Source organism: Rubneribacter sp., from assembly GCF_965361815.1.
Genome location: NZ_CBDTNW010000121.1, coordinates 1 through 24,836 on the forward strand (window position 1 = coordinate 1; position 24,836 = coordinate 24,836).

Annotated in this window: 25 protein-coding genes; 22 read left to right on the plus strand and 3 right to left on the minus strand. The window is 60.9% G+C overall.

Features of this window, described 5'->3' with window-relative positions; genetic code table 11:
* The first annotated feature begins 622 nt into the window (after window positions 1–622).
* From ACWKY3_RS08925 to ACWKY3_RS09030, 22 genes are all read left to right on the plus strand, one after another.
* The gene (locus ACWKY3_RS08925; RefSeq protein ID WP_092197736.1) at window positions 623–826 is read left to right on the plus strand and encodes a YlcI/YnfO family protein; all 204 of its coding nucleotides are present in this window, start codon (window positions 623–625) and stop codon (window positions 824–826) included.
* Window position 827: 1 nt separating this feature from the next.
* Window positions 828–3,596 carry a DEAD/DEAH box helicase family protein gene (locus ACWKY3_RS08930; protein ID WP_449316068.1) on the plus strand — a complete coding sequence of 923 codons (2,769 nt, stop codon included), beginning with the start codon at window positions 828–830 and terminating at the stop codon, window positions 3,594–3,596.
* A 1-nt stretch (window position 3,597) separates the two neighbouring features.
* A complete protein-coding gene (locus ACWKY3_RS08935) occupies window positions 3,598–5,013 on the plus strand; it encodes an HsdM family class I SAM-dependent methyltransferase (protein ID WP_273123485.1) in 1,416 nt (471 codons plus the stop codon).
* Window positions 5,010–6,425: a hypothetical protein gene (locus tag ACWKY3_RS08940; RefSeq protein ID WP_449316069.1), complete on the plus strand. Its 1,416-nt coding sequence runs from the start codon at window positions 5,010–5,012 to the stop codon at window positions 6,423–6,425. Before ACWKY3_RS08935 ends, ACWKY3_RS08940 begins: the two co-directional genes overlap by 4 nt.
* Before the next feature lie 38 nt (window positions 6,426–6,463).
* Entirely contained in the window at window positions 6,464–8,665 is a 2,202-nt protein-coding gene (locus ACWKY3_RS08945) for an AAA family ATPase (RefSeq protein WP_092198772.1), read from the plus strand.
* Window positions 8,662–9,717, plus strand: coding sequence for a 5-methylcytosine-specific restriction endonuclease system specificity protein McrC (gene mcrC / locus ACWKY3_RS08950; protein WP_449316070.1), 1,056 nt, complete (start codon window positions 8,662–8,664; stop codon window positions 9,715–9,717). Before ACWKY3_RS08945 ends, mcrC begins: the two co-directional genes overlap by 4 nt.
* Window positions 9,710–10,141 carry a DUF6508 domain-containing protein gene (locus ACWKY3_RS08955; RefSeq protein ID WP_449316071.1) on the plus strand — a complete coding sequence of 144 codons (432 nt, stop codon included), beginning with the start codon at window positions 9,710–9,712 and terminating at the stop codon, window positions 10,139–10,141. Before mcrC ends, ACWKY3_RS08955 begins: the two co-directional genes overlap by 8 nt.
* 15 nt (window positions 10,142–10,156) lie before the next feature.
* Window positions 10,157–10,909, plus strand: a complete 753-nt coding sequence (locus tag ACWKY3_RS08960; protein ID WP_273123477.1) for an AbiTii domain-containing protein — start codon at window positions 10,157–10,159, stop codon at window positions 10,907–10,909.
* Window positions 10,910–11,026: 117 nt separating this feature from the next.
* On the plus strand, window positions 11,027–11,560 hold the full coding sequence (locus ACWKY3_RS08965) for a hypothetical protein (RefSeq protein WP_092198784.1): 534 nt from the start codon (window positions 11,027–11,029) through the stop codon (window positions 11,558–11,560).
* A 3-nt stretch (window positions 11,561–11,563) separates the two neighbouring features.
* Window positions 11,564–12,601: a hypothetical protein gene (locus ACWKY3_RS08970; RefSeq protein WP_092198786.1), complete on the plus strand. Its 1,038-nt coding sequence runs from the start codon at window positions 11,564–11,566 to the stop codon at window positions 12,599–12,601.
* Between the two features lie 2 nt (window positions 12,602–12,603).
* Complete coding sequence (locus ACWKY3_RS08975) at window positions 12,604–12,942, plus strand: hypothetical protein (protein WP_092198789.1); 339 nt, start codon at window positions 12,604–12,606, stop codon at window positions 12,940–12,942.
* Complete coding sequence (locus ACWKY3_RS08980) at window positions 12,942–13,268, plus strand: putative minor capsid protein (RefSeq protein ID WP_092198792.1); 327 nt, start codon at window positions 12,942–12,944, stop codon at window positions 13,266–13,268. The genes ACWKY3_RS08975 and ACWKY3_RS08980 overlap by 1 nt, the downstream gene beginning before the upstream one ends.
* Before the next feature lie 7 nt (window positions 13,269–13,275).
* The gene (locus ACWKY3_RS08985) at window positions 13,276–13,662 is read left to right on the plus strand and encodes a hypothetical protein (protein ID WP_449316072.1); all 387 of its coding nucleotides are present in this window, start codon (window positions 13,276–13,278) and stop codon (window positions 13,660–13,662) included.
* 142 nt (window positions 13,663–13,804) lie between these two features.
* Complete coding sequence (locus ACWKY3_RS08990) at window positions 13,805–14,524, plus strand: phage distal tail protein (protein ID WP_092198798.1); 720 nt, start codon at window positions 13,805–13,807, stop codon at window positions 14,522–14,524.
* A gap of 1 nt (window position 14,525) precedes the next feature.
* Entirely contained in the window at window positions 14,526–15,746 is a 1,221-nt protein-coding gene (locus ACWKY3_RS08995; RefSeq protein ID WP_449316073.1) for a phage tail spike protein, read from the plus strand.
* 222 nt (window positions 15,747–15,968) lie between these two features.
* Window positions 15,969–17,501, plus strand: coding sequence for a BppU family phage baseplate upper protein (locus tag ACWKY3_RS09000; protein ID WP_092198803.1), 1,533 nt, complete (start codon window positions 15,969–15,971; stop codon window positions 17,499–17,501).
* Window positions 17,502–17,504: 3 nt separating this feature from the next.
* Window positions 17,505–18,893 (plus strand): leucine-rich repeat protein, encoded by a 1,389-nt coding sequence (locus ACWKY3_RS09005; protein ID WP_092198805.1) that lies wholly within the window; start codon window positions 17,505–17,507, stop codon window positions 18,891–18,893.
* 72 nt (window positions 18,894–18,965) lie between these two features.
* Window positions 18,966–20,159 carry a PDDEXK-like family protein gene (locus ACWKY3_RS09010; RefSeq protein ID WP_092198808.1) on the plus strand — a complete coding sequence of 398 codons (1,194 nt, stop codon included), beginning with the start codon at window positions 18,966–18,968 and terminating at the stop codon, window positions 20,157–20,159.
* Between the two features lie 115 nt (window positions 20,160–20,274).
* Window positions 20,275–20,493 carry a hypothetical protein gene (locus tag ACWKY3_RS09015; protein ID WP_092198811.1) on the plus strand — a complete coding sequence of 73 codons (219 nt, stop codon included), beginning with the start codon at window positions 20,275–20,277 and terminating at the stop codon, window positions 20,491–20,493.
* A 1-nt stretch (window position 20,494) separates the two neighbouring features.
* Window positions 20,495–20,734, plus strand: coding sequence for an alanine racemase (locus tag ACWKY3_RS09020; RefSeq protein ID WP_092198814.1), 240 nt, complete (start codon window positions 20,495–20,497; stop codon window positions 20,732–20,734).
* Window positions 20,724–22,367, plus strand: a complete 1,644-nt coding sequence (locus ACWKY3_RS09025) for a GH25 family lysozyme (RefSeq protein ID WP_157005339.1) — start codon at window positions 20,724–20,726, stop codon at window positions 22,365–22,367. The genes ACWKY3_RS09020 and ACWKY3_RS09025 overlap by 11 nt, the downstream gene beginning before the upstream one ends.
* Window positions 22,364–22,510 (plus strand): hypothetical protein, encoded by a 147-nt coding sequence (locus ACWKY3_RS09030; RefSeq protein ID WP_157005342.1) that lies wholly within the window; start codon window positions 22,364–22,366, stop codon window positions 22,508–22,510. The genes ACWKY3_RS09025 and ACWKY3_RS09030 overlap by 4 nt, the downstream gene beginning before the upstream one ends.
* A 61-nt stretch (window positions 22,511–22,571) precedes the next feature.
* Here ACWKY3_RS09030 and ACWKY3_RS09035 read toward each other — a convergent pair whose 3' ends face one another.
* The 3 genes from ACWKY3_RS09035 to ACWKY3_RS09045 form a co-directional block, all read right to left on the minus strand.
* Window positions 22,572–22,883, minus strand: a complete 312-nt coding sequence (locus tag ACWKY3_RS09035; protein WP_449316074.1) for a hypothetical protein — start codon at window positions 22,881–22,883, stop codon at window positions 22,572–22,574.
* A 300-nt stretch (window positions 22,884–23,183) separates the two neighbouring features.
* Complete coding sequence (locus ACWKY3_RS09040) at window positions 23,184–24,323, minus strand: histone-lysine N-methyltransferase (protein WP_449316075.1); 1,140 nt, start codon at window positions 24,321–24,323, stop codon at window positions 23,184–23,186.
* Between the two features lie 33 nt (window positions 24,324–24,356).
* Window positions 24,357–24,704: an SURF2 Surfeit locus protein 2 gene (locus tag ACWKY3_RS09045; RefSeq protein WP_449316076.1), complete on the minus strand. Its 348-nt coding sequence runs from the start codon at window positions 24,702–24,704 to the stop codon at window positions 24,357–24,359.
* Between the last annotated feature and the right edge of the window lie 132 nt (window positions 24,705–24,836).

A 24,836-nucleotide genomic window follows, 5' to 3' on the forward strand; every position in this document is an offset into this window, starting at 1 on the left:
GAGCCCGCAGCGCTGAACAGACCGGCGAAAGCCGGGCTGTGAAGCGCCGTGGCGAAGACGCACGCGCCCACGGCCCCCTGTGTGCCAGCGCAGGCCGGGAGCGTGGACGGCGGCCGTGGCTGAGCGCCGCCCGACGAACAGACCTGCGTCAGCGGGGCTGTGAGGCGGAAGCGCGAAGACACGGACGACGGCCACGCTCCCGGCCGTCCCCGGTTGACTCGCATGCCGCCCGCTGCCCGCATGGCAGGCCCGACCCGCGCCCCACGGCACCCCTGCCCATGGCGCGGCCCAACCCTCGATCCACCTGCGCTTGCGTGGCTTGTGCGCACGGCCCGGCGGCAGACAAATTCGATGACGTGACGGTCACGGTCTCGGTGACGTTCGGCGACGGTTCGGTCGCAGGTTCGTCGGCTGGGATACGGACACGAGCCTCGAGCTCACGGTCTTTTCGGCACCTTCAGCCTTCTCATCCTGCTCGCTCTTCTCACCACGTCACGGTCTTCTCGCCTGCTCAATCCAGCGCTTTGTCTCAACCGTTGCCATCTGTTGGCTTCCGTAGCGTCATGCGGTGATAGAATGTATGCATTGTTATTGCATTTTACTTCGAGGACGAAGGAGTCCCATGAAGTACTCAGAGCTAGTGGAAAGCGGTGCCACCGAGGCCAAACGGCAGGACTTTCTTGCCGAGGGCGAGCAGACGCCTATCACACTTCGCGTACCGAAGAACCTCAAGGACGCGGCCGCTGAGGCTGCCAGGCTTCGTGGTGTCAGCTTCTCTGCCTTCATCCGCAACTGCATCATCAACGAGCTTTCTGGGAGGTCATAGAATGATGCCTATCGAGACTCCCGAGCAGAAAGCCCGCAAGAAGATTGACAAGCAACTCAACGATGCCGGTTGGGACATTGTGCCACGCGACGAGTACGTTCCCAAGAATGCTCAAGCCGTCGAAGAGATGCTTATGCAGGGAAACAAGGAGAGTGACTATCTCCTATTTGTTGATGACAAAGCCATTGCGGTCGTAGAAGCAAAGCGCGAGGAAAACTCCCTTGGTGATGACGTGGCAGACCAAGCCGAGTTTTACGCTACCCACCCGCAAAACTGGTACGGTCTTTGGCTCGACGGCTTCATTCCCCTCGTCTACATGGCGAACGGAAAGAAGATCTATTTCAAGGACATGCGCGACGCAAATAGTGACTACGTTGAGCTGAATGGGATGCATTCACCCAAGCAGATGCTAAAAATTATCAACGGCCAATCCGAATACGGCGCATTGCCACGACTTGAGAGGCGCGGCCTTAGAGACTGCCAGTACCGGGCTGAGCTCAAGTTTGAGGAGCATCTGAAATACGGCAAGAAGAGGAACCTTGCGATCCTCGCTACGGGAAGCGGCAAGACGTACCTGGCATGTCTTGCGAGCTACCGTCTTCTCAACTATACGCCGGCACGGCGGATTCTGTTCCTTGTGGATCGCAACAACCTGGCACGGCAGACCGAAGCTGAGTTCAGCCAATTTGATCGAACGGAAGGGCAGCAGGAAATGAGCTCGCTCTACCGTATTAGTCGACTGCGAAAACCGGCGGATATCAAGTCCGAGATCGTTATCTCGACCATCCAGAAACTCTTTGCCGTAATGACCGGTCAAAGCATTTCAGAGATGAGCGAGGACGCCGAGGACGAGCGCACAACAGAAGAGGAAGAGAAGAAGGCGCAGGAAACCATCGTTCTTGGCGATGACATACAGGTGCCGCCCGATTACTTCGACCTCATCATCGTGGACGAATGTCACCGGTCCATATACGGCAAATGGAAGGCCGTCCTCGACTATTTCACCGGCGCAACCGTATTGGGCCTTACAGCCACACCAACGCCAGAAGCCTTCGCATTCTTCGACATGAACATCGTGGAGAACTACACCTACGACCAATCGGTCGTCGATGGAGTAAACGTTCCCTTCCGCGTTTATCGGATAAAGACACAGGTAACCGAACATGGTGGTGCCATCAAGGAAGGCACCACCGTAACGGAAACATCGCGCAAGACCGGAGAAAAGACAACGAAGACTGTTCACCATCGCGAAGACTACAGCGAGAGCGACCTTGACCGCTCTATCGTCAATGAGGACCAGATACGCGAGGTGCTGACGGCTTACCGGAACGCCATTTACACCGAGCTATATCCCGACCGTGAAGAGCGGTGGGAATACGTGCCCAAGACGCTCATATTCGCAAAAGACGACAGGCATGCATCCGAGATACTTGAGGGCGTGCGAGACGTCTTTGGGCCGCTTTTCGAGGGCGGAGAGGTGCCCGATAACTTTGTCCAGAAGATCACTTACTCTTCCGATGACTCGAACGGGCTTATCCGTGACCTTCGCATTGAAAAGGATTTCCGCATTGCCATCACCGTCACGCTTGTGGCAACCGGTACGGATGTGAAGCCGCTCGAAGTCGTCCTGTTCATGAAGGACGTCAACTCGGATGTACTCTACACGCAGATGAAAGGCCGTGGCTGCCGCGTTGTCAAGGAAGACCGGCTGCGCGAGGTGACACCGAACGCGATAACTAAGGACTGCTACTATATCGTCGATGCTATCGGTGTTACCGAACATGACAAGGTTATTCCGCACCCGGTAACCGGGCAGGGCGGCAAGAAAATCCTAACGCTTGAACAGCTGCTTGAGCACCTGGCACACAACGAGCTATCCGATGAGAACCTTGTCCTGCTGCGCGACTACTGCGCGACCATCAACATGCGTTACGAGGGCAACCGGCTGTTCGGGCATCATCTTGACTACTTCATCAACTCCTATGGATTCGCGCCGAAGACGATTGCTGCCAACATTCAGACGGCAATCGACAATGGTCTGCTCGACGTTTGCCAATACATCGACCCCTCTCACAACAACACCGAAAGGATGAACCTTATCTACCAGCTGATAGGCAACATAGACGCACGCAAGAAGCTACTTGAAATGCAACGTGGATATGTGCTTAATACCGACGAAGACCCAGACGAGCTGATATATGCCGGCTTCTCACAGGAGACTGCAAAGAAGTTCATCGACAACTTCGAGCACTATCTCACCGAGAACAAGGACAGTATTGAAGCGCTCCGCATCATCTATAACTCGGAGGACACGCTAATTACGCACACCATGCTGACTGAGCTGCAAGAACGCCTCCTTGCCGAAAGCAGGCAGTATACGCCGTACAACATCTGGAAGAACTACAAGGTAATCGACGACGAGGGCAACGTTGACGAGCTCGACACGAAGACTAACGTGCATGCACTTACGCACCTCATCCAGATTGTGAGATACGCTTACGGGAAGAACCGAAAACTAACGAGCCTCATCACCGGCTACGCAAAGCGATTCGCCCTGTACTGCGGACAGGCGCAACGCGTCCTCACCGCCGACCAGGTAGAAATAATGCGACAAGTTGCCGAGTTTGTAATCAACGACGGCGCTATAACACTTATGGAGCTCAATGAAATCGATACCGACCTCTGGCGACGGGGCGTCACCTCCTTTGGCGCGCCAACGCTCGCAACAGAAATGCAGACGCTATCTAATTTCCTACTAAAGGCGGCATAATATGGCAAACCAGAAGAGCGAGTCTGCACTCGTCAAGAAAGTAGACAACATAGCCAACGTCCTCGCTGCGGCAGGCATCGGTTACACCGATTACCTCACGCAACTCACCTACATCCTGTTCTTGAAGATGGACGACGAGAAGGAGCAGCTGGGACTCGGCAGCACCATACCTGAGGGCTGCAAGTGGCGCGATCTTGTAGGATTGAGCGGCACCGATCTTGTTGAGAAGTATGAAGGGATTCTCTCTGACCTCGCAAAGGAAGAAGGGCTCATTGGCACCATCTTCACACGAGCAACCAACAAAATAGACCGTCCCGTCATGCTCGCCAAGGTCATCGAGATGGTGGCCGAGGAAAACTGGTACATGATGGAAGGCGACTTCAAAGGCGCTGTCTACGAGAGCGTTTTGGAGAAGAACGGCCAAGACACGAAGAGCGGAGCCGGGCAATACTTCACGCCGCGTCCGCTCATCTCTGCCATCGTGGATGTTGTCGCGCCCAGAATCGGCGAGACTGTTGCAGACCCCTGCTGCGGCACAGGCGGCTTCCTCTTGGCAGCCTATGAGCACATGCGCACGCAGAGCAGGGATGTCGAGAAGCAGAAGTTCCTCAAGAACAACGCTCTCTACGGAGCGGACAACACAGCTCTCGTCGTAACGCTTGCATCGATGAATCTCTATTTGCACGACATTGGCGTGAGCAAGAGCCCCATCGCATACCGTGACTCACTCATTGACACGACCGATGAGCTCTTTGATGTAATAGTGACAAACCCACCTTTCGGAACACGCCCGCAGGGAAGCGTAGAAGTGTCTGCTAACCGCCCCGAGTTCATCAAGACCTCGGACAACCAGGTGAACTTTCTACAGCACATAATGAGCATCGTACGCACTGGAGGGCGCGTGGGTGTGGTGCTGCCCGATAGCGTACTCACCGACGGCAGTGCTACAAAGCAGGTACGCGAGAAGCTTATGCGTGACTTCAATCTGCATACCATCCTGCGACTGCCAACTGGCATCTTCTACGCTAACGGTGTTAAGACCAACGTGCTCTTCTTCGAGAAGGGTGAACCAACAGGCGACATCTGGGTCTACGACTATCGGACCGGCGTGCATCACACGCTTGTGCAGAAACGTATGGAACGCGAGCACTTGCAGGACTTTGTTGATTGCTATTGCTCAGGGCATATGCAAGACAGGCGCGAAACCTATTCCGAAGACAACCCCAATGGACGGTGGCGTTGCTTTACCGAGGAGGAAATCGCAGAACGCAACGATCTCGATTTTAAGTGGCTTGATCTATCAGAAAAGGACGAGCGAACTTTCGAGGAGATCCTCAGTGAGATGCAGGAAGAGGCCAATGGTATTGCGGCAGCTGTTGACCGGCTGAGAGCCCTGTTGAAGGGAGTGCAACTTTGATCGACACATTATCCATCCGTTGTCGCGTGCTGCACCTTGCCTTGGCTGGAGAACTTACAGTTCGTTACGCAGAGGATGAGCCTGCAGCTAATCTGCTAAGAAAGATAAACAACAAGCGGAGCATCGTCCAAACTGAGAACCTTCCATATGACCTGCCGGAATCCTGGGAATGGGCACGGCTCGAAGACGTTTACAAGATTAATCCAAGAGTTGTGGCATCCGATGATTGCGAAGCTGCCTTCATACCCATGGAGAGAATTGAAGCCGGATTCAGCGGTGGATTCTCTTTTGAAGTACTGCCATGGGCGGAGGCGTCGAAGAACCATTCCCGTTTTGCTGATGGCGATGTTGCATTCGCTAAGATATCTCCAAGTTTTGAAAACAGAAAGTCCTTTATAGCTTCCGGCTTGCCAAATGGCATCGGAGGAGGCACAACTGGACTCATCGTACTGAGACAGAAAGAGATGTTGCCTGAATACACACGTCTACTTTTGCTCGACCAGAGATTCATCGATGCGGGATCAGCGCAATTCCGCGGTATTGTCGGGCAACAGAGAGTCAAACCGACAATTGTAAAAGCATATCTCATACCAATTGCACCATTTGAGGAACAAAAGAGAATTGTCGCTGCCGTTGGGGCAGTTTTCTCGATCCTTGATGACATAGATAGCCTACAGGGGCTCTACTCAGAGAATATGCAGTCCATAAGAAACAAGATTATCGAGGCGGGAATACGCGGCAAGCTGACTGAACAGCTACCCGAGGATGGCACGGCTGTCAATCTACTCGAACATATCGCAGAGAAAAGAGCTGCACTACAGGCCGCCAAGGTTATTAGGAAAACGAAACCCCTTCCGCCTGTCTCTGAGAATGAGGAGCCTTTCAGAATCCCGTCAAGCTGGAAGTGGGTACACCTTTCTGACCTGTATCGATTCACAAATGGGACCGCTAGCAGAGGCACTGAAGGCGGAACGCCGCATCCGGTTTTGCGTCTTGCAGATTTAACGGATGGCAGGATTGACACCAGTGACGTGCGCGAGCTTTCTTTGGCAGATTCTGAGTACGCATCGCATATCATCGAGCGCGGGGACCTTGTAATAATAAGGGTCAACGGCAGCAGGGAGAAAGTGGCAACAATCTACCAATACCTCGATGACGCCGAAATGTCTTATTGCGATCACCTCTTCTGTGGCAAGAGCTACTCAAATCGTATCAGCCCTAGATATATCTCACTGATCTGTCGTTCTGAACTCGTGCGCAAGCAGGTCGACCCTCTAATCAAAACGACTGCTGGGCAAAATACAATCAGCCAAGGGAATCTCGGAAAGACAATCATTCCCCTCCCGCCTTTTGCAGAGCAAGAACGCATTGTCGATAGGATTGATGCTTTCCTTTCAGCTCTCCCCGAATAATGCGCACACGAGGGATGCTGCGAATGAAGGACGATGTCATGAATAGACAACAATACACATGGACAGGCCTCTACAGCGAGCTTGCCGACAAGCTTTTGCCTTTCAAGGACAATCGACATAAGCTCATCGAGAAGCTGCAGATGGTTTATGTGGGTCTAGGGATGAAACTCCCAAGGCTCGATAGCTCTAGCACGCCAGCCGACATCGACCCCTACACCGTCTATGGGCTCTTCAACAAGGGAATCTCGGAAGCAAACCGGAAGAAGATTATCGCTGCCATCGCCAAGGCGTTTGGCATCGAGGCTGAGCTACCGAATGACTTCGACGGAATCCCCGTGCTCAACAACCTCAACGCTACCTTCTATGCGTTCGTGGGCGATGACCGGCGCGGCGAGCATGACATCGATAACCTCTGGCGGGTTTTTGAGGCTGAGCTTGCTCTAGCCGCTAGTGACACTGCCGAAAACCGGAGATTGTTTATCGAGGCATTCAACGCTACGGTCGTCCAGTTCGGCCTCGGTTGGAAGCTCACCATGGGGCTCTACTGGGTGCGACCGCTCACCTTCATCAACCTGGACTCGCGCAACCGGTGGTTCATGGGGGACGTATCTAAAACGGGGCCCAGCATCGCCGAGATTGTGCCGAAGGAAAAGGATTCCCCGATCCACGACGGCGAGCAGTACCTCGCCATATGCGACGCCATAAGAGCGGAACTCGGTAGCGATGCCTGCCCCTACGCCGACTTCCCCTCGCTATCCAACGCCGCCTTTGTCGAGTCTGAGCGCGTCAACAAGGAGAAGAAGGCGGCGGAGAAGGCCGCAGAGCAGGAGGCCGAGGAGAACTCGCTGGGTGACGCAGGCGTCGAGACCACACACTACTGGCTCTATGCCCCAGGTGAGGGTGCCGCGAGATGGGACGAGTTCTATGACCGTGGGGTGATGGCGCTCGCATGGAGCAAGATCGGCGACCTCAGCGCCTATGAGACCAAGGAGGACCTGCGACAGGCGCTACTCGTGCAGTACAGCGACAAGACCTCGCAGAAGAACTCCGCGCACGCGCTATGGCAGCTCGTCCACGACGTGAAGCCCGGCGACGTCATCTTCGCGAAGCGAGGCATGAGCGAGATCATCGGACGCGGCGTCGTTGTCGGCGACTATGAGTACGTGCAGGGCGGCAGCGACTACTATCCCAACCTGCGCCGCGTGAGGTGGACCCACAAGGGCAGCTGGCCTAGGGACAAGAAGTTCGCCCAGAAGACGCTGACAGAAGTGACGGACTATACCGACTTCGTAGCTGAGGTGTCCTCGTACTTCGAGGACGTGGTCGACGACGACGTAATCGATGAGATTGGCGGGGACGAGCCCACTCCTGACTACCCCGAGTACGACAAGGACCAGTTCCTCAGCGAGGCGTACATGAGCGAGGAACAGTACGACACGCTCGTCGGCGTGCTTCGCTCGAAGAAGAACATCATCCTGCAGGGTGCCCCCGGCGTAGGAAAGACCTTCGTGGCCAAGCGCCTGGCCTACTCGATGATGGGCGTGAAGGATCCCGAGCGCGTGATGATGGTTCAGTTCCACCAGAGCTACAGCTACGAGGACTTCATCGAGGGCTACCGGCCGTCGGCCGCCGGCTTCGAGCTCGAGAAGGGCGCGTTCTACACCTTCTGCAAGAAGGCTGCCGAAGACGACGAGAACGCGTACTTTTTCATCATCGACGAGATCAACCGCGGCAACCTCTCCAAGATCTTCGGTGAGCTGTTCATGCTCATCGAGAACGATAAGCGCGGCTCCAAGAACAAGCTGCAGCTGCTCTACTCCCGCGAGCTCTTCTATGTCCCGAGCAACGTCTACCTCATCGGCATGATGAACACTGCCGACCGGTCCCTGGCGATGCTCGACTACGCTCTGAGGCGCCGCTTTGCGTTCTTCGACCTGAAGCCCGGCTTTGGCTCTGACGGGTTCGTCACGTACCGCGACGGACTGGACAGCGTAAAGCTCAACGACCTCCTCGCCTGCGTGGTGAGCCTGAACGAGGACATCGCCAAGGACGAGACGCTGGGTGAGGGATTCTGCATCGGGCACAGCTACTTCTGCGGCATGAAGGCAGAGGACGTGACCGACGCAAAGCTATCCGCCATCGTGGAGTACGAGCTCATACCCATGCTGCGCGAGTACTGGTTCGATGAGCCGGGCAAGGTGCGGGAATGGGCCGACGCGCTGCGCAGGTCCGTCAAGTGATCCGCATCCAGAACATCTACCACATGCTCGCCTACGCCTTCCAGGTGCTACGCGAGCAAGGCTACCGCGACGTGGCCACCGAGGAGTTCGACAACACAGCGGAGCTCTGCGCAGCAATCCTCGCGCGGGGCATCAGCTCGCAGCTCAAGCGCGGGCTGGGGCGCGAATACGTAGACAAGACTGAGGCGCTCTCCTCCCTGCGCGGCAAAATCGAGGTTACCGAGTCGGTGAAAACGCGCTCCGTGCTGCGCCGGCAGATGGTTTGCAGCTACGACGAGTTCTCCGTCGATACAACGATGAACCGGATCCTCAAGGCGACGTGCGTGCTGCTCCTGCGTTCGGATATCGACAAGGCGCGTAAGAAGGAGCTCAAGCGGATGCTTGTGTTCTTCTCGGATGTGGACGATATCAACCTTGCCACCGTGGACTGGCACATGCGGTTCAACCGGAACAATCAGACGTACCGCATGCTGATGAACGTCTGCTGGCTCGTGGCCAAGGGGCTTTTGCAGACGCAGACAGACGGATCCTCGAGGCTCATGGACTTCCTGGACGAACAGCATATGAGCCGCCTGTACGAAAAGTTCATCCTCGAGTACTACCGGCACGAGCACCCAGAGTTGAACGCGAGCGCGAGCTACATCAGCTGGGCGCTCGACGATGGCTTCGACGACATGTTGCCCGCTATGAAGAGCGACATCACGCTCTCGCATCGTGGAGATATTCTCATCATCGATGCGAAGTACTACGAACACTCAGGGAACACTCAACAGCAGTTCGACAAGCACACTGTCCACAGCAACAACCTGTACCAGATCTTTACCTACGTGAAGAACAAGGAGGCCGAGCTAGAAGGACAACCTCACGAGGTTTCGGGCCTGCTACTCTATGCGAGGACCGACGAGGAGGTTCAGCCGGATGCGGCCTACCACATGAGTGGGAACCGGATTAGCGTGAAGACACTTGATCTTGACCTGCCATTTGATGAGATACGGATGCAGCTTGACACAATTGCCCATACACACTTTGCCAAAGAGGTTGCCTATGTATGAGAGTTTGACACGATATTTGCCTGAATTTGACAAAGTGGAAGGCTATGGCGAATGGGTAATCGACCACGAGAGCAAGGGCACGATGGACGACCCCATACAGATGCCCTATGTGGACTACGGCCCGCTTGTCATGGGCGTCTATGATGCCATTTACACATTTGAGGAAGGCCACCCGGAATATGGTCTCAACCGATATAACGACATCCTTGAGCGCAATGGTTTGAAATGGGATGGTCGTATGATGAGCGAGGCTGACGTTTCTCAACTCGATGGACAAGCGGTGACGGCCTTGATCCTGGGTGCCGTGCGGGCTGACAGGTTCTGTGAGGGTGCTTTGCTCGGCTTCTTTGAGGACGGCAGCATGAGGCGGTGGCTTGAACGGCTTGCGGACTTGGACCACCAGATGGAAGACCGACACGCTTAGGAATACAGGAGCATTATGCCAAAGAGCAAAATCATTAGAGCTATCGTCGATGATGAGGTAAGCCTCGCTCAATCGCTTACGAGGCTCCAAGTTATTGCTCACGATCTAAAGAACAAAGATCTCGAAAAATGGGCCGAAAGCGAGCTTGTTGGCTATGCCTCCGAGGACGATGTTCCTGAGTACAGGCATGCGAAGAGCATCAATTTTACCTATTCTGGAATCAACAACATGGTCCATCAGGTAAAGAACGTTCCCCTTGACCCTGGCTTTCTTGGCATGGATGTCCTTGAGCAGATCGCTGATGTTCGTTTTACACAAAGCATTACGGCTTTTGAAGCACTCCTCGATGGGTCTGAACCGTCAATCCACCTGGATCGCTCCATCTTCGCCAACGAGGTAGACAAGAACTCAAACGGCGGAATCCAATGCTTCTACATTGGGCAAACCATTCCGAAATCATTCATTCAGAATGCGCTTGCCGAAATAAAGAATCGCCTTCTCAAGTCACTGCTTCTTCTGGAAGAAGAGTTCGGTTGTCTCGACGAGCTTGGCATCGATGCTGGCAATCAGCCCTCATCGAAAATCGAACGTGTGAATTACGAGATCAACAGCGACGTCTTGCACATTCAGGTAGATCCTCCGGTGCAGAAAGAGGAGCCAATGGGCAGCAAGATAGCCTGGAATGTAGTCGTGCCCATTATCACTGCGGTTATCGGCGGTTTGCTTGTAATCATTGCCCAGACGCTTCTTGGGTTGCCTACGCCATAACAACAGCAGCTGTATGCAATCGTCACCTTGTGACATCCCAAGACAATGCCCGTACCGGTAAAGGTGCGGGCATTGTTCGTCTCTGCCCGCCTTACGAGACGAAAGGCAGGCAGGAACATGGACGGTGAGACCAATGGCGGTCAGGAAGCCACGCAGGGTGCGCAGGACCAGGCGCAACAGCAGGGCCAAGAGCAGCAGGAAACGCAGCAACAGGGCCAGTCGCAGGTAGAGACGCCCGACTACGAGAGGCAGATCGCCGAGCGCGACGAGAAGATCGCCTCCCTCGAGGCGCAGGTGGCCGAGGCGGCGAAGAACGCCGAGACCGCCGAGCAGCTGCGCGGCGAGATCGCGGAGCTCAAGGCCCAGGGAGAGTCCGACCGGATCAACTTCAAGCTGCAGCTCGCGGGCGTGCGCAACGTGAAGGCGGCACGCGCCCTCCTATCCGACCACGATAACGACGTGGACAAACTCAAGGAGGCCGAGCCCTGGCTCTTCGAGGCTGGCGACAAGCACGCCAAGGGCGGCAATGCCGGCGGCTCCGGCACGACTGGCCTGCCGAACGCGGGCGCGGCCAGCGACGAGGGCAAGACGCTCAAGCACTGGCGCGAGATCGCGGGACTCACCGACGACGACACCAAGAAGGAGGGCTAAGAGATGCCTAACAACATCGCATTCGCACGCAACTACACCGCAGTCATCGACGAGGTGTACCAGAGGGCGTCCGTCTCGGGCGTGCTCAACTCCGGCCGCCGCATGGTGCGAGCCGGGCACAACGCGAAGGAGATCCTCATCCCTAAGATCTCCGTCACCGGCCTGGGGAACTACACTCGCAACGTGGGCTACAAGACCGGCGCGATCACCTACGAGTTCGAGACCAAGACCTTCAACTACGATCGCGGCATCCGACTTTTCGCCGACGTCATGGACGTGGAGGAGGCAGGCGTGAACGACTGCTTCGTGGAGGCCGGCGCCGAGCTCCAGCGCACGCAGGTAGCCCCGGAGGCCGATGCCTTCACCTTCGCGCAGATTGCGGGCCACACGGGCGTGACTGTGGAGTCCGAGAGCTACGCGAGCGCGGACGCCGAGGACATCCTGGAGGACCTGCGCACCGTGACCTCTGCCATGGACGAGAACCAGGTGACTCTGGGCAGCCGCATCCTGTTCATCACGCCCACGCTCAAGGGCGTCCTGGACGACTTCTCCTACGCGAACCCGAACCGCTCCAACCGCGTGCTCGAGCGCTTCTCGCGCATCGTGGAGGTGCCGCAGGTGCGCTTCTACACGGCCATCGACCTGCTCTCCGGCGACGACGACCAGTTCGGCTACCAGAAGCGCGCAGCGACCTACGAACTGACCACGGACACCGAGGTCGACTCCGGCAAGACGTACTACACCCGCTCGGGATCCGGCACTTCGGCGAGCCCCTACGTGTACACCGAGGTCGCGAGCCCCGTGAAAGCCAACCTGGGCACCTACTACGAGATGACCACCACGCCCGGCCTGGACATCAACTTCATGGTGGTGGAGCGCAGCGCGGTCATCAAGTTCGACAAGCACGTGGCGTCGCGCGTGTTCTCCCCGGACGAGCTCGAGGCGCTGGACAGCTACATGATGAAGTATCGCAAGTACGGCATCGTGGAGCTCTTCGACAACAAGCTCGACGGCGTGTACGTCTCGGCCTCCACGGAGTAGCCGTGGCGTCCACCGTGACATACGAGTTCTACTCGCAAGCCTACGGGGGCGGTCTCTCTGAGGCCGCCTTCGCGGCATCTCTTCCCATCGCGGACAGCCACGTGAAGTGGCTCTGCGAGGTGAAGGGCGCTAAGACCACCTGCAACGTTTTCAAGCGCGCGGTGTGCGCGGCCGTCGACGCCTTCGCCGAGTACGGCGCGGGCGAGGTCGGCGGCTTCCAGATCGGCGAGTTCAGCGTGAAGAACTACGCGTCGCAACAGACGACCGGAGAGGAGCTGGCGACGGCCGCGGCGCTTCGCGAGCTCGGGCTCTCCGGTATGGCGTTTTCGGGGGTCTGCTGATGAGGTCGATCCGCCCGATACCGCGCTCGGCGCTGCCCGACGTAATGACCGTGCGCACGCCGTTGCCTGACGGCACCTTCGAGGAGCCGCAGATCATCGCCAACGTTCGCTTCGAGCGGACGCAGAAGGTCTCGGGCGACGACCACAGGGGCTCCGACGCTGGCCAGGGAACCGTGTTCGTCGATGCCGTGAACTCCATCGGCGCGTTCGACGTGCCGGCGGGGTCGCGCATCGCGGTGAGCGGGCACTCGATGATGGTGGCCGAGTCGCACGCGTGCTGCGACCTGTTCGGCCGCGTGCACCACTGGGAACTGAAGGTGAGGTGAGCTGGCTTTGCAGCTCTCATTCTTGGTGGCGAAGGCCCTGCTAGAGGGCGACTTCGCAAGCTACTTCGCAAGTCTTCCGTCCGCCGACGACGAGCCCGAGCCCATCGTGCTTCGCGAGGGGAAGTTCGAGCGCGTCTCCCGCATGGAGCACGAGGAGCGCGGGACCGTGGCGGTGGCCGTGCTCGTCGTTCGCGAAGTCGCGGCCACGGCCGAGGCCGACGCGATTGCTTGTGAGAAATGGATCCGCGCCTACGGCTGGGAGCCGGTGGCGGAGAACGGTTCGTGCCGCATCGTGGGGCTCGACACCACGGCGCCTTCCTTCAAGGAGATCGACGGGTCCGGGCGCTTCGTCTGGGCCTTCGACGTTTTGCTGACGGTGGTGAGGGGCATATGAGCGACAAGGGCAGGCGCGTTAACGCATCCGGGCACCAGGCCGAGGCCACGGTGAAGCGTGCAAGGCCGTTCGGCAAGGACGACAGGGCGGCTCGCGAGTCGCAGAGGCGGGCATCCGCCTACGGACGTGCTAGGGGCAACGCATGAGGTCGATCGTCTACGCGGGGAACGACTTCTCCGAGATCTGCAGCGCAGAGGTCATCGAGCGTGCGGCCAACCCGATAGTCGCCGAGGCGATGGCCGTGCCGGGACGCGCGGGGGCTCTACTGGTATCGGGCTACATCCCGCCCGTTGACGTGCGTGTGCGCCTGTTCATGGACATGGGCCACAACCCCGGCTTCACCGGCATGGCCAGGATGCGCGGCACGCTGCGACGGTGGCTGTCGTGGCCCGGCGGCGGCAATCTGATTCTTCCCGACGACCCCGAGGTCGAGTACCGCGACGTGATCCTGGTGGGCGCCGGCGACTGGTCCAACCTCTTCGAGGCCGGCGAGTGCGAGCTGACCTTCACGCTGTTCGACCCCATCGGCTGGGGCGCCGAGCGCGTGGAGCGAACGGCCCGCTTCGAGGTGGGCGGCGACTGGCCCACGCTTCCGGAGTTCCGCGTGGTGGCGGCCGCAGGGAGCTACCTGCAAGTGTCGCTGCCGTCCGCCGGCAAGGGCATCCGGGTCGACTATGACTTTACTGGCGGCGAGGCCGTCGTGATTGACTGCCAGGGCGAGACCGTCTTGATCAACGACGTCGATTCCCGTGACTGCGTGGCGCTTGCCAGCGACTTCTTCGCGCTGGAGCCGGGCGAATGCATCGTCTCGACCTCCAACTGCACCTACGTGGAGACGCGCTTCTCCGAGAGGTGGGCCTAGCATGGCGGGCTCGGTGCCGACGCTCTACTGGTTCGACCGGTGGGACGAGCGGATCGGGCTCCTTCGCGTCGTGGGCGAGCTTATCCATACGGAAGAGCTCAACGGCGAGGACACCCTGGAGTTCGCGAGCTACGAGGTGCCCGCCAAGGGCGACCGGCTGCTCTGGCTGGACAACGGGACCTGGCGCGAGCACGTGGTCGTGAGGACCGACGAGCCGGTTGCGGGGCTCTGCTCGGTGTATGCGGAGTCGTCGCTCTGCGAGCTGTTGGACGACTTCATCGAGGAGGCGCAGCTCGTCAACCGAACGGCGCAACAGGCGCTCGCTGCCGTGCTGGCGCCGACTCGCTGGTCCGTCACCTATTGCGCGAGTCTTGGCACCGCAGGGGCGCTCATATACCACCAGAACGCGCTCTGGGCGCTCAGGCGCGTGGCTGAGGTCTGGGGTGGCGAGGTGACGCCGATAATCACGGTTGAAAACGGCCGCGTGGCATCGCGCTCGATCCGCCTTGATTCTCAGCGCGGCGAGTGGCGTGGGCTTCGTTTCACCTACGGCAAGAACATGGCCGGGTGTACGAGGACCGTGCTCGAGCAGGACGTGTACACCGCGCTCTACGGCTTTGGCGCGGGCTTGCCCTTCACCGACGAGGACGGCAACTACAAGGCCGGGTACCGTCGCAAGCTGACCTTCGGCGAGATCAACGGCGGGCTGAACTACGTGGCCGACGAGAGCGCCAAGCAGGTGTGGGGCCGATGGAACGCGGACCGCACGGCGAAGGTCCACAGCTTCGGCCAGGTGACGTTCTCGGAGGTCACCGAGCCCGAGCGGCTGCTGGCGCTGACCAGGCGGGCGCTCGCGGATGCCGTGCAGCCCAAGGTGAGCTACGAGGTGGACGTGGCCGCCCTCGACGGCGACGACGCCGACCTGGGCGACACCGTGGCGGTGATCGACACGTCGCGCGACCCGGAGTGGAGGCTGACCGCACGCGTCGTGCGGCGCGTGCGCACCTTCGGCGAGCTCGTGGTGGCGCGGGTGACGATCGGCACCGTGGAGCCCGTGGACTACGCGCAGGTGAGCGCATTAGCGGCGGACGTGGCCACGCTGCGCGACGACGTGGTGGGCATCGACGGCAACCTGACGACGGCGGCATCGGTGACCGTGGTGGAGAACACCGTGACCACGGCGATCGACGACCTGGACGAGCTCGGGGATCTGGACTTCTGATTTCAAATGCCCCGCATTGCTGATTGAGCGGCCCCGGCCGTGGTGCGCTGGAACCCACCTGACCTGCGAGCCCGCAGGTGCGTGAGCGTGAAGCGCACCACGGGCGGGGCCGGACGTTGCGCGGCATTGGCCTGCGGGCACGTGCGGGGCGCCGCGCAACGCTTGGACGGCTTTCTGTGACATGGCCGCATGCTGTTGCCACCAGACGACGAAGGGGGCGGCATGCTCGACGGTTACGGACTTCACACGATAATATGGGACTCAGCGGACGAGCGGCTGGGAGACTTCCTGGTCGCATCGCCGGCAGACGCCACGGGGCGCGGCCTGGAGCTGCACGTGCGGCAGGGCGGCGCTGCGGCCGACCTGACCGGCGCCGAGGTCTACTTCCTTTGGCGGCACAAGATGGCCGGCACGCGCGGATGCGAGCCCATGGACGAGATCGACGCGACCCTGGGCCAGTACGTCGTGTACTACCCGGCCGCCATGCAGGAGGCCGAGGGCGTCGTGGAGGCGCAGTTCATGGTGACCCACGACGGGAAGTCCATCTCCACCCGTGCGTTCACGATCCGGGTTGAGCCTGTCATCATCGGCGGCACCGAGAGCGAGGACGGCTTCACCCTATTCGTGGAGACAATCATGCGCTACGAGGGCGCGATCGAGATCACCACGGCTGCGGCAGACGCGGCGAACGAGGCAGCCGAGGCCGCGAGCGACGCGGCGGATTCCGCCACGGCGGTTGCCAACGCAATCCAGGAAGCGGCCCAGCGCGGCGACTACGACGGGGCCGACGGCGCGGACGGGTTCAGCCCGACGGCGACGATCACGCAGACGGCAGAGGGCGCCACCATCACCATCACCGACAGGAACGGAACGACGACCGCAAATGTCTCGAAGGGCGTGAAGGGCGACAAGGGAGACACGGGAGATGTTGGCCCGCAGGGTCCCAAGGGCGAAACCGGCGAGCAAGGACCGCAGGGCATCCAGGGCTTGACGGGGCCGCAGGGACCCAAGGGCGACACCGGAGAGACAGGCGCCACTGGTGCGCAGGGCCCGAAGGGCGACACCGGCGAGACAGGCCCCCAGGGACCCAAAGGAGACACGGGCGCGACCGGACCGCAAGGACCACAGGGCATCCAAGGCGAGACTGGTGCTACCGGAGCAACTGGCCCGCAGGGACCCCAGGGTGAGAAGGGCGACACAGGCGACACCGGACCGCAAGGCCCGAAGGGCGACACAGGCGACACGGGGCCACAGGGTTTGACCGGTCCCACTGGTGCTGACGGCGTCTCTTGCACGCACAGCTGGGACGGCTCGGTGCTTACCGTGACGAGCGCGTCGGGCACGAGCTCGGCCGACCTGCGCGGGCCGCAGGGCATCCAGGGAATACAGGGCGCCACCGGTCCCCAGGGCGAGACGGGGCCGCAGGGAATCCAGGGCGAGACCGGCGCCACTGGTCCGCAGGGACCGAAGGGCGACACGGGCGACGACGGTGTGAATGCGACAATCACAGGTGCTTCTGCAACCGTCGATTCGTCCACCGGCACGCCCTCCGTGAGCGTGACGCTCGGCGGCACGGCGTCTGCCAGGACGTTCGCCTTCGCGTTCCACAACCTCAAGGGCGAGACGGGTGCCACGGGGCCGACCGGGCCGCAGGGACCGGCCGGCACTACACCGGACCTCTCCGCCTACGCGACTAAGCAGTACGTGGACGACGCGATCGCCGCGCTGGCGAACCTCGAAGAGGAGGATTTTTAAGACATGGCAGTTGGAACCGTATCCACGCGCATACTCACCGACATAGCCAATGCGATCCGCTACCAGGCGGGCGTCTCCACGACCTACAAGCCCCGCGAGATGGCCGCTGCCGTGGCGGCGCTCGACGGCACGGACGCGGGCGACTACCAGGCGCAGCCCTACATGGCGCTTGAGAGCGGCGTGCTGCCGGAGTCGGTGTTCTCGGACATCGCGGGCGCCATTCGCGGGCAGAACGGCGAGAGCACGCTCTACGCGCCGGGCGAGATGGCGGCCGCGATTCTGGCGCTCGAGTGGGACGTTGGCTACAAGATCCGGGCGCTGCTGCTCGACGACGGCACCCTGGAGATCAACTACTACGAGCGGCGCACGAGCGTGACCGGCGGGCGCATCGTGCAGGTGTTCGAGATCGACCCGGCGGGCTACTCGTCGGCATCGGCGCGCTCCTACGACTCCATCAAGCTGCTGGTGAAGAAGGTCTACATCGACTCGACCATCGGGTCCCTGGGCCTGACCAACTGCGCCTACTGGTTCAACGCCTTCTCGAACTGCACCGAGATACGCGGCTTCGAGAACCTCAGCGGCATCAAGACGGCCACGCAGATGTTCTCGAGCTGCGGGAGCCTGGAGACCATCTACGCCACGAGCTACACCAACGCGATCACCAGCGGGTCCTCGATGTTCTACAGCTGCAACCGCCTTGTGGGCGGCACGGACGGCTTCGTGCCGACGATGACGAGCGCGGGGAGCGTTTGCAAGCTGGGCGCCGGCGGCGTGCTGACCGACCCGAACAACGACAACCGCACGTGGTTCTGGGCGCACTTCTACGAGAACGGCGAGGCGGTGCTCACGGCGACCTCCACGCCCGACGCCACGCGCACGCTGCGGGCCTCCGGCAGGATCTGCGCCATCGGTAAGTACGTGGGCCTGGGCTTCACTCCCTGGGATGGCGCCACCGGGCCGACGCACCGGCAGTACCTGACGAGCGTCACCTTCGCGGCGGACATGGCCACGTTCTCGTATCTGAACCTGATTTACCTGTTCTACAGCTGCACCAATCTGGCGAGCGTGAGCGGCCTGGGCAACCTCTCGGGCGTGCGCTCGATGCGCTACACGTTCAGCTCGTGCGCGTTCGCGACCATCGACTTCCGGGGCTTCGACCCGTCGACGCTCACGGACCTGTTCTACACGTTCTCGGGGTGCTCCTCGCTCACGACGATCTACGCAGACAGCACGTGGGCGCTGCCTTCGAGCGGCATCACGGGCTCGCAGTGCTTCTACAGCTGCAGGGCGCTGGTCGGCGGCAACGGAACGGCATGGTCTAGCTCGAACGTCAACTACACGTACATGCGGATCGACCGGGCCGGGCAGGCGGGATACTTGACGGCGGCATAATGACGGCTGCATGCGCTCATGCCTACCGTGCGGTATCCTTGACGGATAAACTTGGAACCGCATGGAGAGCGCATGACGAAGGAACGGGACAACCGAAGCAACAAGCAGTGCCTTGACGACCTCATCTCTGCGATCGAGGGACTTGAACAAGAGCTAGAGGCGCTACGCGCCGACGGAGAAGCGCTGAACGTCTTCGAGGTGTTGGGCATTACAAACACCGAGATCCGCCATAGCAACGTAATCGCTTGGCTCATGAGGCCGAATGGCAACCACGGGCTCGGCGGCTGCGTGCTGGCGGCCCTCATCGATCGCGCCGGAGGCATCGCGCCTGAGGACATGTCCGACTTCCGCATCTTGCGCGAGTCGGACAATATCGACATCCTGGCAACTTCCACCGCAAACAGCATGACGCTTGCCATCGAGAACAAGATATGGTCCGGAGAGCACGACGACCAGCTGGCCCGCTACCGTGAGATTATCGAGCGCAGGTACCCGGGATGGGAGCACCTCTATCTGTTCCTGAGCCCCTTTGGCACACCGCCCGAAGGCGAGGAAGACGGCGAGATCTGGGCGCCCATCGACTACCGCGCGATCCTTGGCATTGTCGAAGATGCCATGGGCGGCTGCGAAGTCTCTGACAAGGCGCAGATGCTCATCGGAGACTACATCGACAGCGTAAGGAGACATATCGTGGGAGACGAATCGCTGCAAGAGCGCTGCGTCGAGATCTACCTCGAGCATAAGAGGGCAATCGACCTGATCATGAAAAACCTGCCCGACACGACAAAGACTGTCCACCAATATGTGCGCGACTGGGCGCACAGGAAGCCGGGCATCGAGGTGGTCGACTCCTGCTCACGGGGGAAGCAGTACGTGAGGTTCAGGACAAAGAGCCTCGAGGAGCACTTCCCGCCCGTCGACGGCTCTGACAATTGGGGACAGCAGCACTACTGGTTCTACGAGCTCATCAGCAAGCCCTCAAAAGACGGCGTTGGGTGCGACCTCTCTCTGCAGCTCTGCTTCCACCTTCCAAAGAACGCCCCGCTCTCGCAGGAGAGGGTCGAAGCCTCGCATGCCTACGCAGACGCATTCTCTGGTGACGGGAGCGGGACATTCCATGGCGTCTGGACCGGCTACTGGTCCTACGTCGCATACTTCGCGCCAGGCGATTTTGACTACGACAGCATCTCCGAAGCTTGCGAAGAAGCCTGGTCTGGTTTCCTCGAGCGCGAGGCGAAGGCCACATCTGCCATGTTTGGCATCTGAGTGGCACAAGCATAGATCCCGTAGCGGGGCCCCGACGCGCATCGGGGCCCTACTTGTGACACGGTTGGACACTGCCTCCTGAGGACGAAGAGTCGATCTCGGGAGGCATTTCTTTATGGAGTCAATCATCGTGGCGTGCATAACCGGTGTCGTGACGCTGATCGGGGTGATCCTTTCCAACTCTAAGAGCAGGGCCGTCATGGAGGTCAAGCTCGACGCCCTCACGGAGAAGGTCGAGAAGCACAACCAGGTCCTTGAGCGCACCTACGCGCTCGAGCAGGACATGGCTGTCGTGAAGCACGACATCGAGTCCTTGAAGGGAAAGGCGGGCTGACATGAACGAGTTCCTGGCAAGCAACGAGTGGTACTGGCGCCTGGCGCGCACGATCGTGCAGGGGGTGCTTGGCGTGGTCATCGCCAACATCGACCTGATCATGGGCTGGTGCGTCCTGGACCCGAGCGTGAGAGGCCTGGTCGTGGCCCTGGTGATGGCCGTGCTTTCTCCCATCATGGCCGCCCTCGGCGGGGGCGACGAGGACATCGTGATCCCGAAGGGCGGCAGCCATGGGGCTTAACGGCATCGACATCTCCAGCTGGCAAGACGACCTGGTCGTCTCGGGCATGACCACCTGCGACTTCGTGATCGTGAAGGCGACCGGAGGCGCGGGGTACGCCAACGAGTGCTTCCTCCGGCACGCCGACGAGACGCTGGCGGCCGGCAAGCTGCTCGGCTGCTACCACTACGCCCGCGACCGTGGGTACGAGGGCTCGGCCGAAGCCGAGGCGGACTGGTTCATCTCCGCCTTCAAGCCCTACGTGGGCAAGGCAATCCCGTTCCTGGACTGGGAGGCTGACGCTCTGGGCCTGGGGCCGTCGTGGGCGAAGAAGTGGCTCGACCGCGTGCGCGAGAAGACCTGCGTGACGCCCGGCATCTACACGAGCAAGTCAGTTCTCTTCTCCTACGACTGGACGGCCGTGGCCAAGACGTACCCGCTCTGGGTTGCCCAGTACCCCAACTACGAGGACACGGGCTTCGTGAGCGAGCCCTGGACCGACGGCTGGGACTTCGGGGCGTGGGAATCGCCGCTGATCTTCCAATACACCGGCACCGGGCGAATAACCGGCTACGGCGGCCATCTCGATTTGGATCTCTTCTACGGCACCAGGGACGACTGGCGGAGGCTCTGCGCTGTGGCCGGCGCCTCCGCTGTCACCGAGGAGGTGAAGACCGTGAGCATATCGAGAGCCAACGTGGCGGCGCAGATCATGGAGCACCTCTGCAACTGCGCCGAGCACGGGTACTCGCAGCCCGGGCGGCACGGCACGTCGGGCCACTGCAACGTGCAGACCGACGCGGGGACGATCCGCGTGACCAAGGGCGACCGCGACTGCTCCTCGGCCGTCTGCGAGGCGTGGGAGCTCGCTTTGGCCGGATCTCCCTACGACGGCCTGATCACCCGCTACAACTGGACCGGCGGCATGCGCGAGATGTTCGTGGGCTCGGGGCTCTTCTCGTGGAAGCCGATATCGTTCAACGCGCAGCGCGGCGACATCTACCTGGACGAGTCTGCCCACACCGCGATGTGCGTGCGCAACGACGGGACCGCCGACCTGCTGGCCGAGTTCTCGATCTCCGAGACCGGCGGCATCGACGGCGAGCCCGGCGACCAGACCGGGCGCGAGAGCTGGGTGCACGACTACTACTCCGGGCGCTGGGATGGCATTCTCCATTACAACGGCAAGGCCGACGTGGGCAGCGCCTCAACCCCTACCGGCTCTGGTGCGCCCTCCGGCGACGTGTCAGAGCTTGCGGCGAGGGTCATCGCCGGAGATTTCGGCAATGGCGATGCTCGCAGGGCCGCGCTGGGCAGCCGGTACGACGAGGTGCAGGCGGAGGTCAACCGGATCCTTTCCGGCGGCTCTTCCTCTGGCTCCTACGACGTGGACGCCCTCGCGCGGCGCGTCATCGCCGGCGAGTTCGGAAACGGCGACGATCGCAAGCGGCGCCTGGGCGACAAGTACTCGGCAGTGCAGAAGCGCGTGAACGAGATCCTCGGCGCCTTGGGCGCGAGCTCGACCTCCATGGACGTCGACGCGATGGCGCGCGCGGTGATCCGTGGCGACTACGGCAACGGCGAGGAGCGCAGGCGGCGCCTGGGCTCGTACTACTCGATCGTGCAGCGGCGCGTGAACGAGATGCTGTCATGAGGCGGCGGATCGAGTTCTGGGCCGACCAGGCGGGCTGGCTCCTGGGAGACGTAGCCTGCCTGGCGATGGTCGTGCTGTTCCTGCCCGTAGTGCCGGTGTTCAAGGCGTTCGAGCGTGGCAAGCGCGCGGGCAAAGACGAATGAAATGCGGGAGGCCGCCTATCAGCTTGATAGACGGCCTCCTTGCTTAAAGTATGGGCGTGGACTAGCTCAGCGGCTCGAGCTCGCGGTAGAGCGGGTCTCCGTCGCCCACGAGCACATCCCACCACCAGTCTGCGCTCTCAACTCCCGACTGGCAGAGCATGTCCAGGAGCTTGGCGCGGAACTCTGGCGGATAGCTCTGGAAGTCCTCGCGCATCGCATCGAGCATGGCCTTGCTCGACGCCATCATCTCGTTGCAGATCTCCTTCTTCTCCTCGAGGCTGTAGCTCTCGGGCGAGTACAGACAGACGCCTGCCTTGAAGTACGCCATTTCCTCGGCTTGCCTAAGCTCTTCCCACTTGGTATCGTTCGTCATGTTGGGTCTCCCATCCTTCGTTTCCGTGCCCCTCGGGGACCCCTGGCAGTAAAGAATACTGTCAAGAAGAATCCCCGAAGGAGCGATTTCTTGTGGTGCGAAGTGATGGGCGATTTGCGGTCTGACCTGCGATTCTGTTGTAAAGTGGGTTAGAGTGTTTTCCCAGCACGTAGGGGATTCGCCCCCTTCCGTTCGAAGGCGCCCCAACGCGAAGGGCCCGCCTCTCCCGTGCGTGTGCCGGAGAGGCGGGCCCTTCGCGAGATCGGGCGCCGACCGGACCGACGATCGGCGCCCGCGGCTCTACGCGTTCACGTAAACGTAGATGATGCGGACGGTGTCGGCCAGGTTGCCGGAGGTGTTGGCCGTGGCGTAGTCGTAGAGCAGCACCGAGGACCACTCGTGCGGCGCCCCGTTGAACTCCACCGTGCCGGAGAACGAGCAGCTCTCCTTCACGAGCGTGGTGCCGTCGCTGGCGTACTCGGAGTACTCCGACTTGTCGGCGGGAAGCTCCACCGAACCCTCGGCCACGCTGACGCCCGCCTCCTGCAGGGTCTTCTCCACAATGCGCTCGTTTTGCACCGCATCCACGAAGCTGAGCGAGCCATAGCCCAATGACGCGGTGGCGGCCGAATAGCCCGCCTGCACCACCGCGCCCTCTTCGTTCAGGCCCAGATACACCGTGGGGGTGCCCGAACGCGTGTCGGCGGGCTCGTCGGTCAAGGCCACCGTCACATTCGTCTTGACGGGGTTGCCCTCCTCGTTGACCTCCTTGGAGCTGGTCTCGGTCGCCCCGCGCTTGAGCGATTCGATGGCCTGGTCCTTGGTCATGCCCAGAAGGGACGTGAGCGAGGGGGCCTCGGTCTTCTTGGACACGGTGGTGCTGGCGTCCTTGGTCTCGCTCTGATCCTGCTGCAGCGAGCCCACCTCCTGCGAGCTTTGCTGCTCCTGGGCCTGCTGAGCGGCCACCAGCTGGCTTTCCTGGAACCACTGCCAGACGAAGTACCCCAAAGCGCCGATGAGCAGCACGAGCAGCACCACGATGGCTATGAGTATCTTGCGCATCCGGCGGGACTTGCGCTGATGCGGCGGAACAGGAGGCTTGCGCTCCTTGCCGTGGCGACCCCGGGTCCGCTTGGGCTCGGGAGCGGGAGCGTCGTCGAACAGCAGCGGCGGCGCCTCCACCGGCTCGAGGCTCTCGAAGGCGTCGGGGTACTCGTCGTCGTTGTCGCCCTGGTAGCTGAACCCTCCGGCGTGGGCCCCTTCGCCGGCCGCCACGGGGGCGAAGGCCTCCGTGAGCCCGATGCGCCCGTCCTCCCCGGCCTTGGGGTCGGAGGGCTGCACGGCGGGAAAGGCCTCTGTCAGGCCGATGCGCTCGTCAGAGTCGAAATCGTTCTTGCCGCTTGAAGCGCCGCGTGGTTCGTTTGAGGCGTGTTTGGGCATCGGAGCACCTTCCTTTTGGGCGCCGGCCTGCGGCTAGCGCATGAAGAACAGGTAGTAAGCGACGAACGCCGCTATGCCGACGAGCGCGAGCACGATGATGGCCTTCTGCATCGTCGACATGGGCTCGGCCTTCAGGTCATCGGCGGTCGTCGGACGGTAGCCTTTCTTGTCGCGCGGACGGGAGGCGGTGGCCGCGTCCGCGGGCGCGGGCGCAGACCGCTCGGGCGCGGCGGGCGCCTCCGAGGCCGGGGCGGCTTCCGGGACGTGCGGCGCAGGATCGGCGGCGGGGCGCGCCGGGCGGGCGCCGGCTTGGATCACCACGTCGTCATCGTCGTTGGCGTTCACCGTTATATGGGAGAACTTGGTATCGCCAGCAGCCACGGAACCGTCCTTTCGCGTCGAACACGATTATAGAGGATTGTCCGGGCGGATTCCCTCGTCCAAATAATATCCATCGGGCGTTTGGCTGGCGCGGACGGCGGCGCCTTCGCGCAAGCACCCGCCGCACCCGCC

Coding starts and splice junctions, on each gene's coding strand:
- ACWKY3_RS09015 (WP_092198811.1), top strand. CDS start 20,275: ATGGAGTCAATCATCGTGGCGTGCATAACCGGTGTCGTGACGCTGATC.
- ACWKY3_RS09030 (WP_157005342.1), top strand. CDS start 22,364: ATGAGGCGGCGGATCGAGTTCTGGGCCGACCAGGCGGGCTGGCTCCTG.
- ACWKY3_RS09040 (WP_449316075.1), bottom strand. CDS start 24,323: ATGCCCAAACACGCCTCAAACGAACCACGCGGCGCTTCAAGCGGCAAG.
- ACWKY3_RS08925 (WP_092197736.1), top strand. CDS start 623: ATGAAGTACTCAGAGCTAGTGGAAAGCGGTGCCACCGAGGCCAAACGG.
- ACWKY3_RS09025 (WP_157005339.1), top strand. CDS start 20,724: ATGGGGCTTAACGGCATCGACATCTCCAGCTGGCAAGACGACCTGGTC.
- ACWKY3_RS08955 (WP_449316071.1), top strand. CDS start 9,710: ATGTATGAGAGTTTGACACGATATTTGCCTGAATTTGACAAAGTGGAA.
- ACWKY3_RS08995 (WP_449316073.1), top strand. CDS start 14,526: ATGGCGGGCTCGGTGCCGACGCTCTACTGGTTCGACCGGTGGGACGAG.
- ACWKY3_RS08945 (WP_092198772.1), top strand. CDS start 6,464: ATGAATAGACAACAATACACATGGACAGGCCTCTACAGCGAGCTTGCC.
- ACWKY3_RS08980 (WP_092198792.1), top strand. CDS start 12,942: ATGAGGTCGATCCGCCCGATACCGCGCTCGGCGCTGCCCGACGTAATG.
- ACWKY3_RS09035 (WP_449316074.1), bottom strand. CDS start 22,883: ATGACGAACGATACCAAGTGGGAAGAGCTTAGGCAAGCCGAGGAAATG.
- ACWKY3_RS08965 (WP_092198784.1), top strand. CDS start 11,027: ATGGACGGTGAGACCAATGGCGGTCAGGAAGCCACGCAGGGTGCGCAG.
- ACWKY3_RS08970 (WP_092198786.1), top strand. CDS start 11,564: ATGCCTAACAACATCGCATTCGCACGCAACTACACCGCAGTCATCGAC.
- ACWKY3_RS09020 (WP_092198814.1), top strand. CDS start 20,495: ATGAACGAGTTCCTGGCAAGCAACGAGTGGTACTGGCGCCTGGCGCGC.
- ACWKY3_RS08990 (WP_092198798.1), top strand. CDS start 13,805: ATGAGGTCGATCGTCTACGCGGGGAACGACTTCTCCGAGATCTGCAGC.
- ACWKY3_RS08960 (WP_273123477.1), top strand. CDS start 10,157: ATGCCAAAGAGCAAAATCATTAGAGCTATCGTCGATGATGAGGTAAGC.
- ACWKY3_RS09010 (WP_092198808.1), top strand. CDS start 18,966: ATGACGAAGGAACGGGACAACCGAAGCAACAAGCAGTGCCTTGACGAC.
- ACWKY3_RS08930 (WP_449316068.1), top strand. CDS start 828: ATGATGCCTATCGAGACTCCCGAGCAGAAAGCCCGCAAGAAGATTGAC.
- ACWKY3_RS08935 (WP_273123485.1), top strand. CDS start 3,598: ATGGCAAACCAGAAGAGCGAGTCTGCACTCGTCAAGAAAGTAGACAAC.
- ACWKY3_RS09000 (WP_092198803.1), top strand. CDS start 15,969: ATGCTCGACGGTTACGGACTTCACACGATAATATGGGACTCAGCGGAC.
- ACWKY3_RS09005 (WP_092198805.1), top strand. CDS start 17,505: ATGGCAGTTGGAACCGTATCCACGCGCATACTCACCGACATAGCCAAT.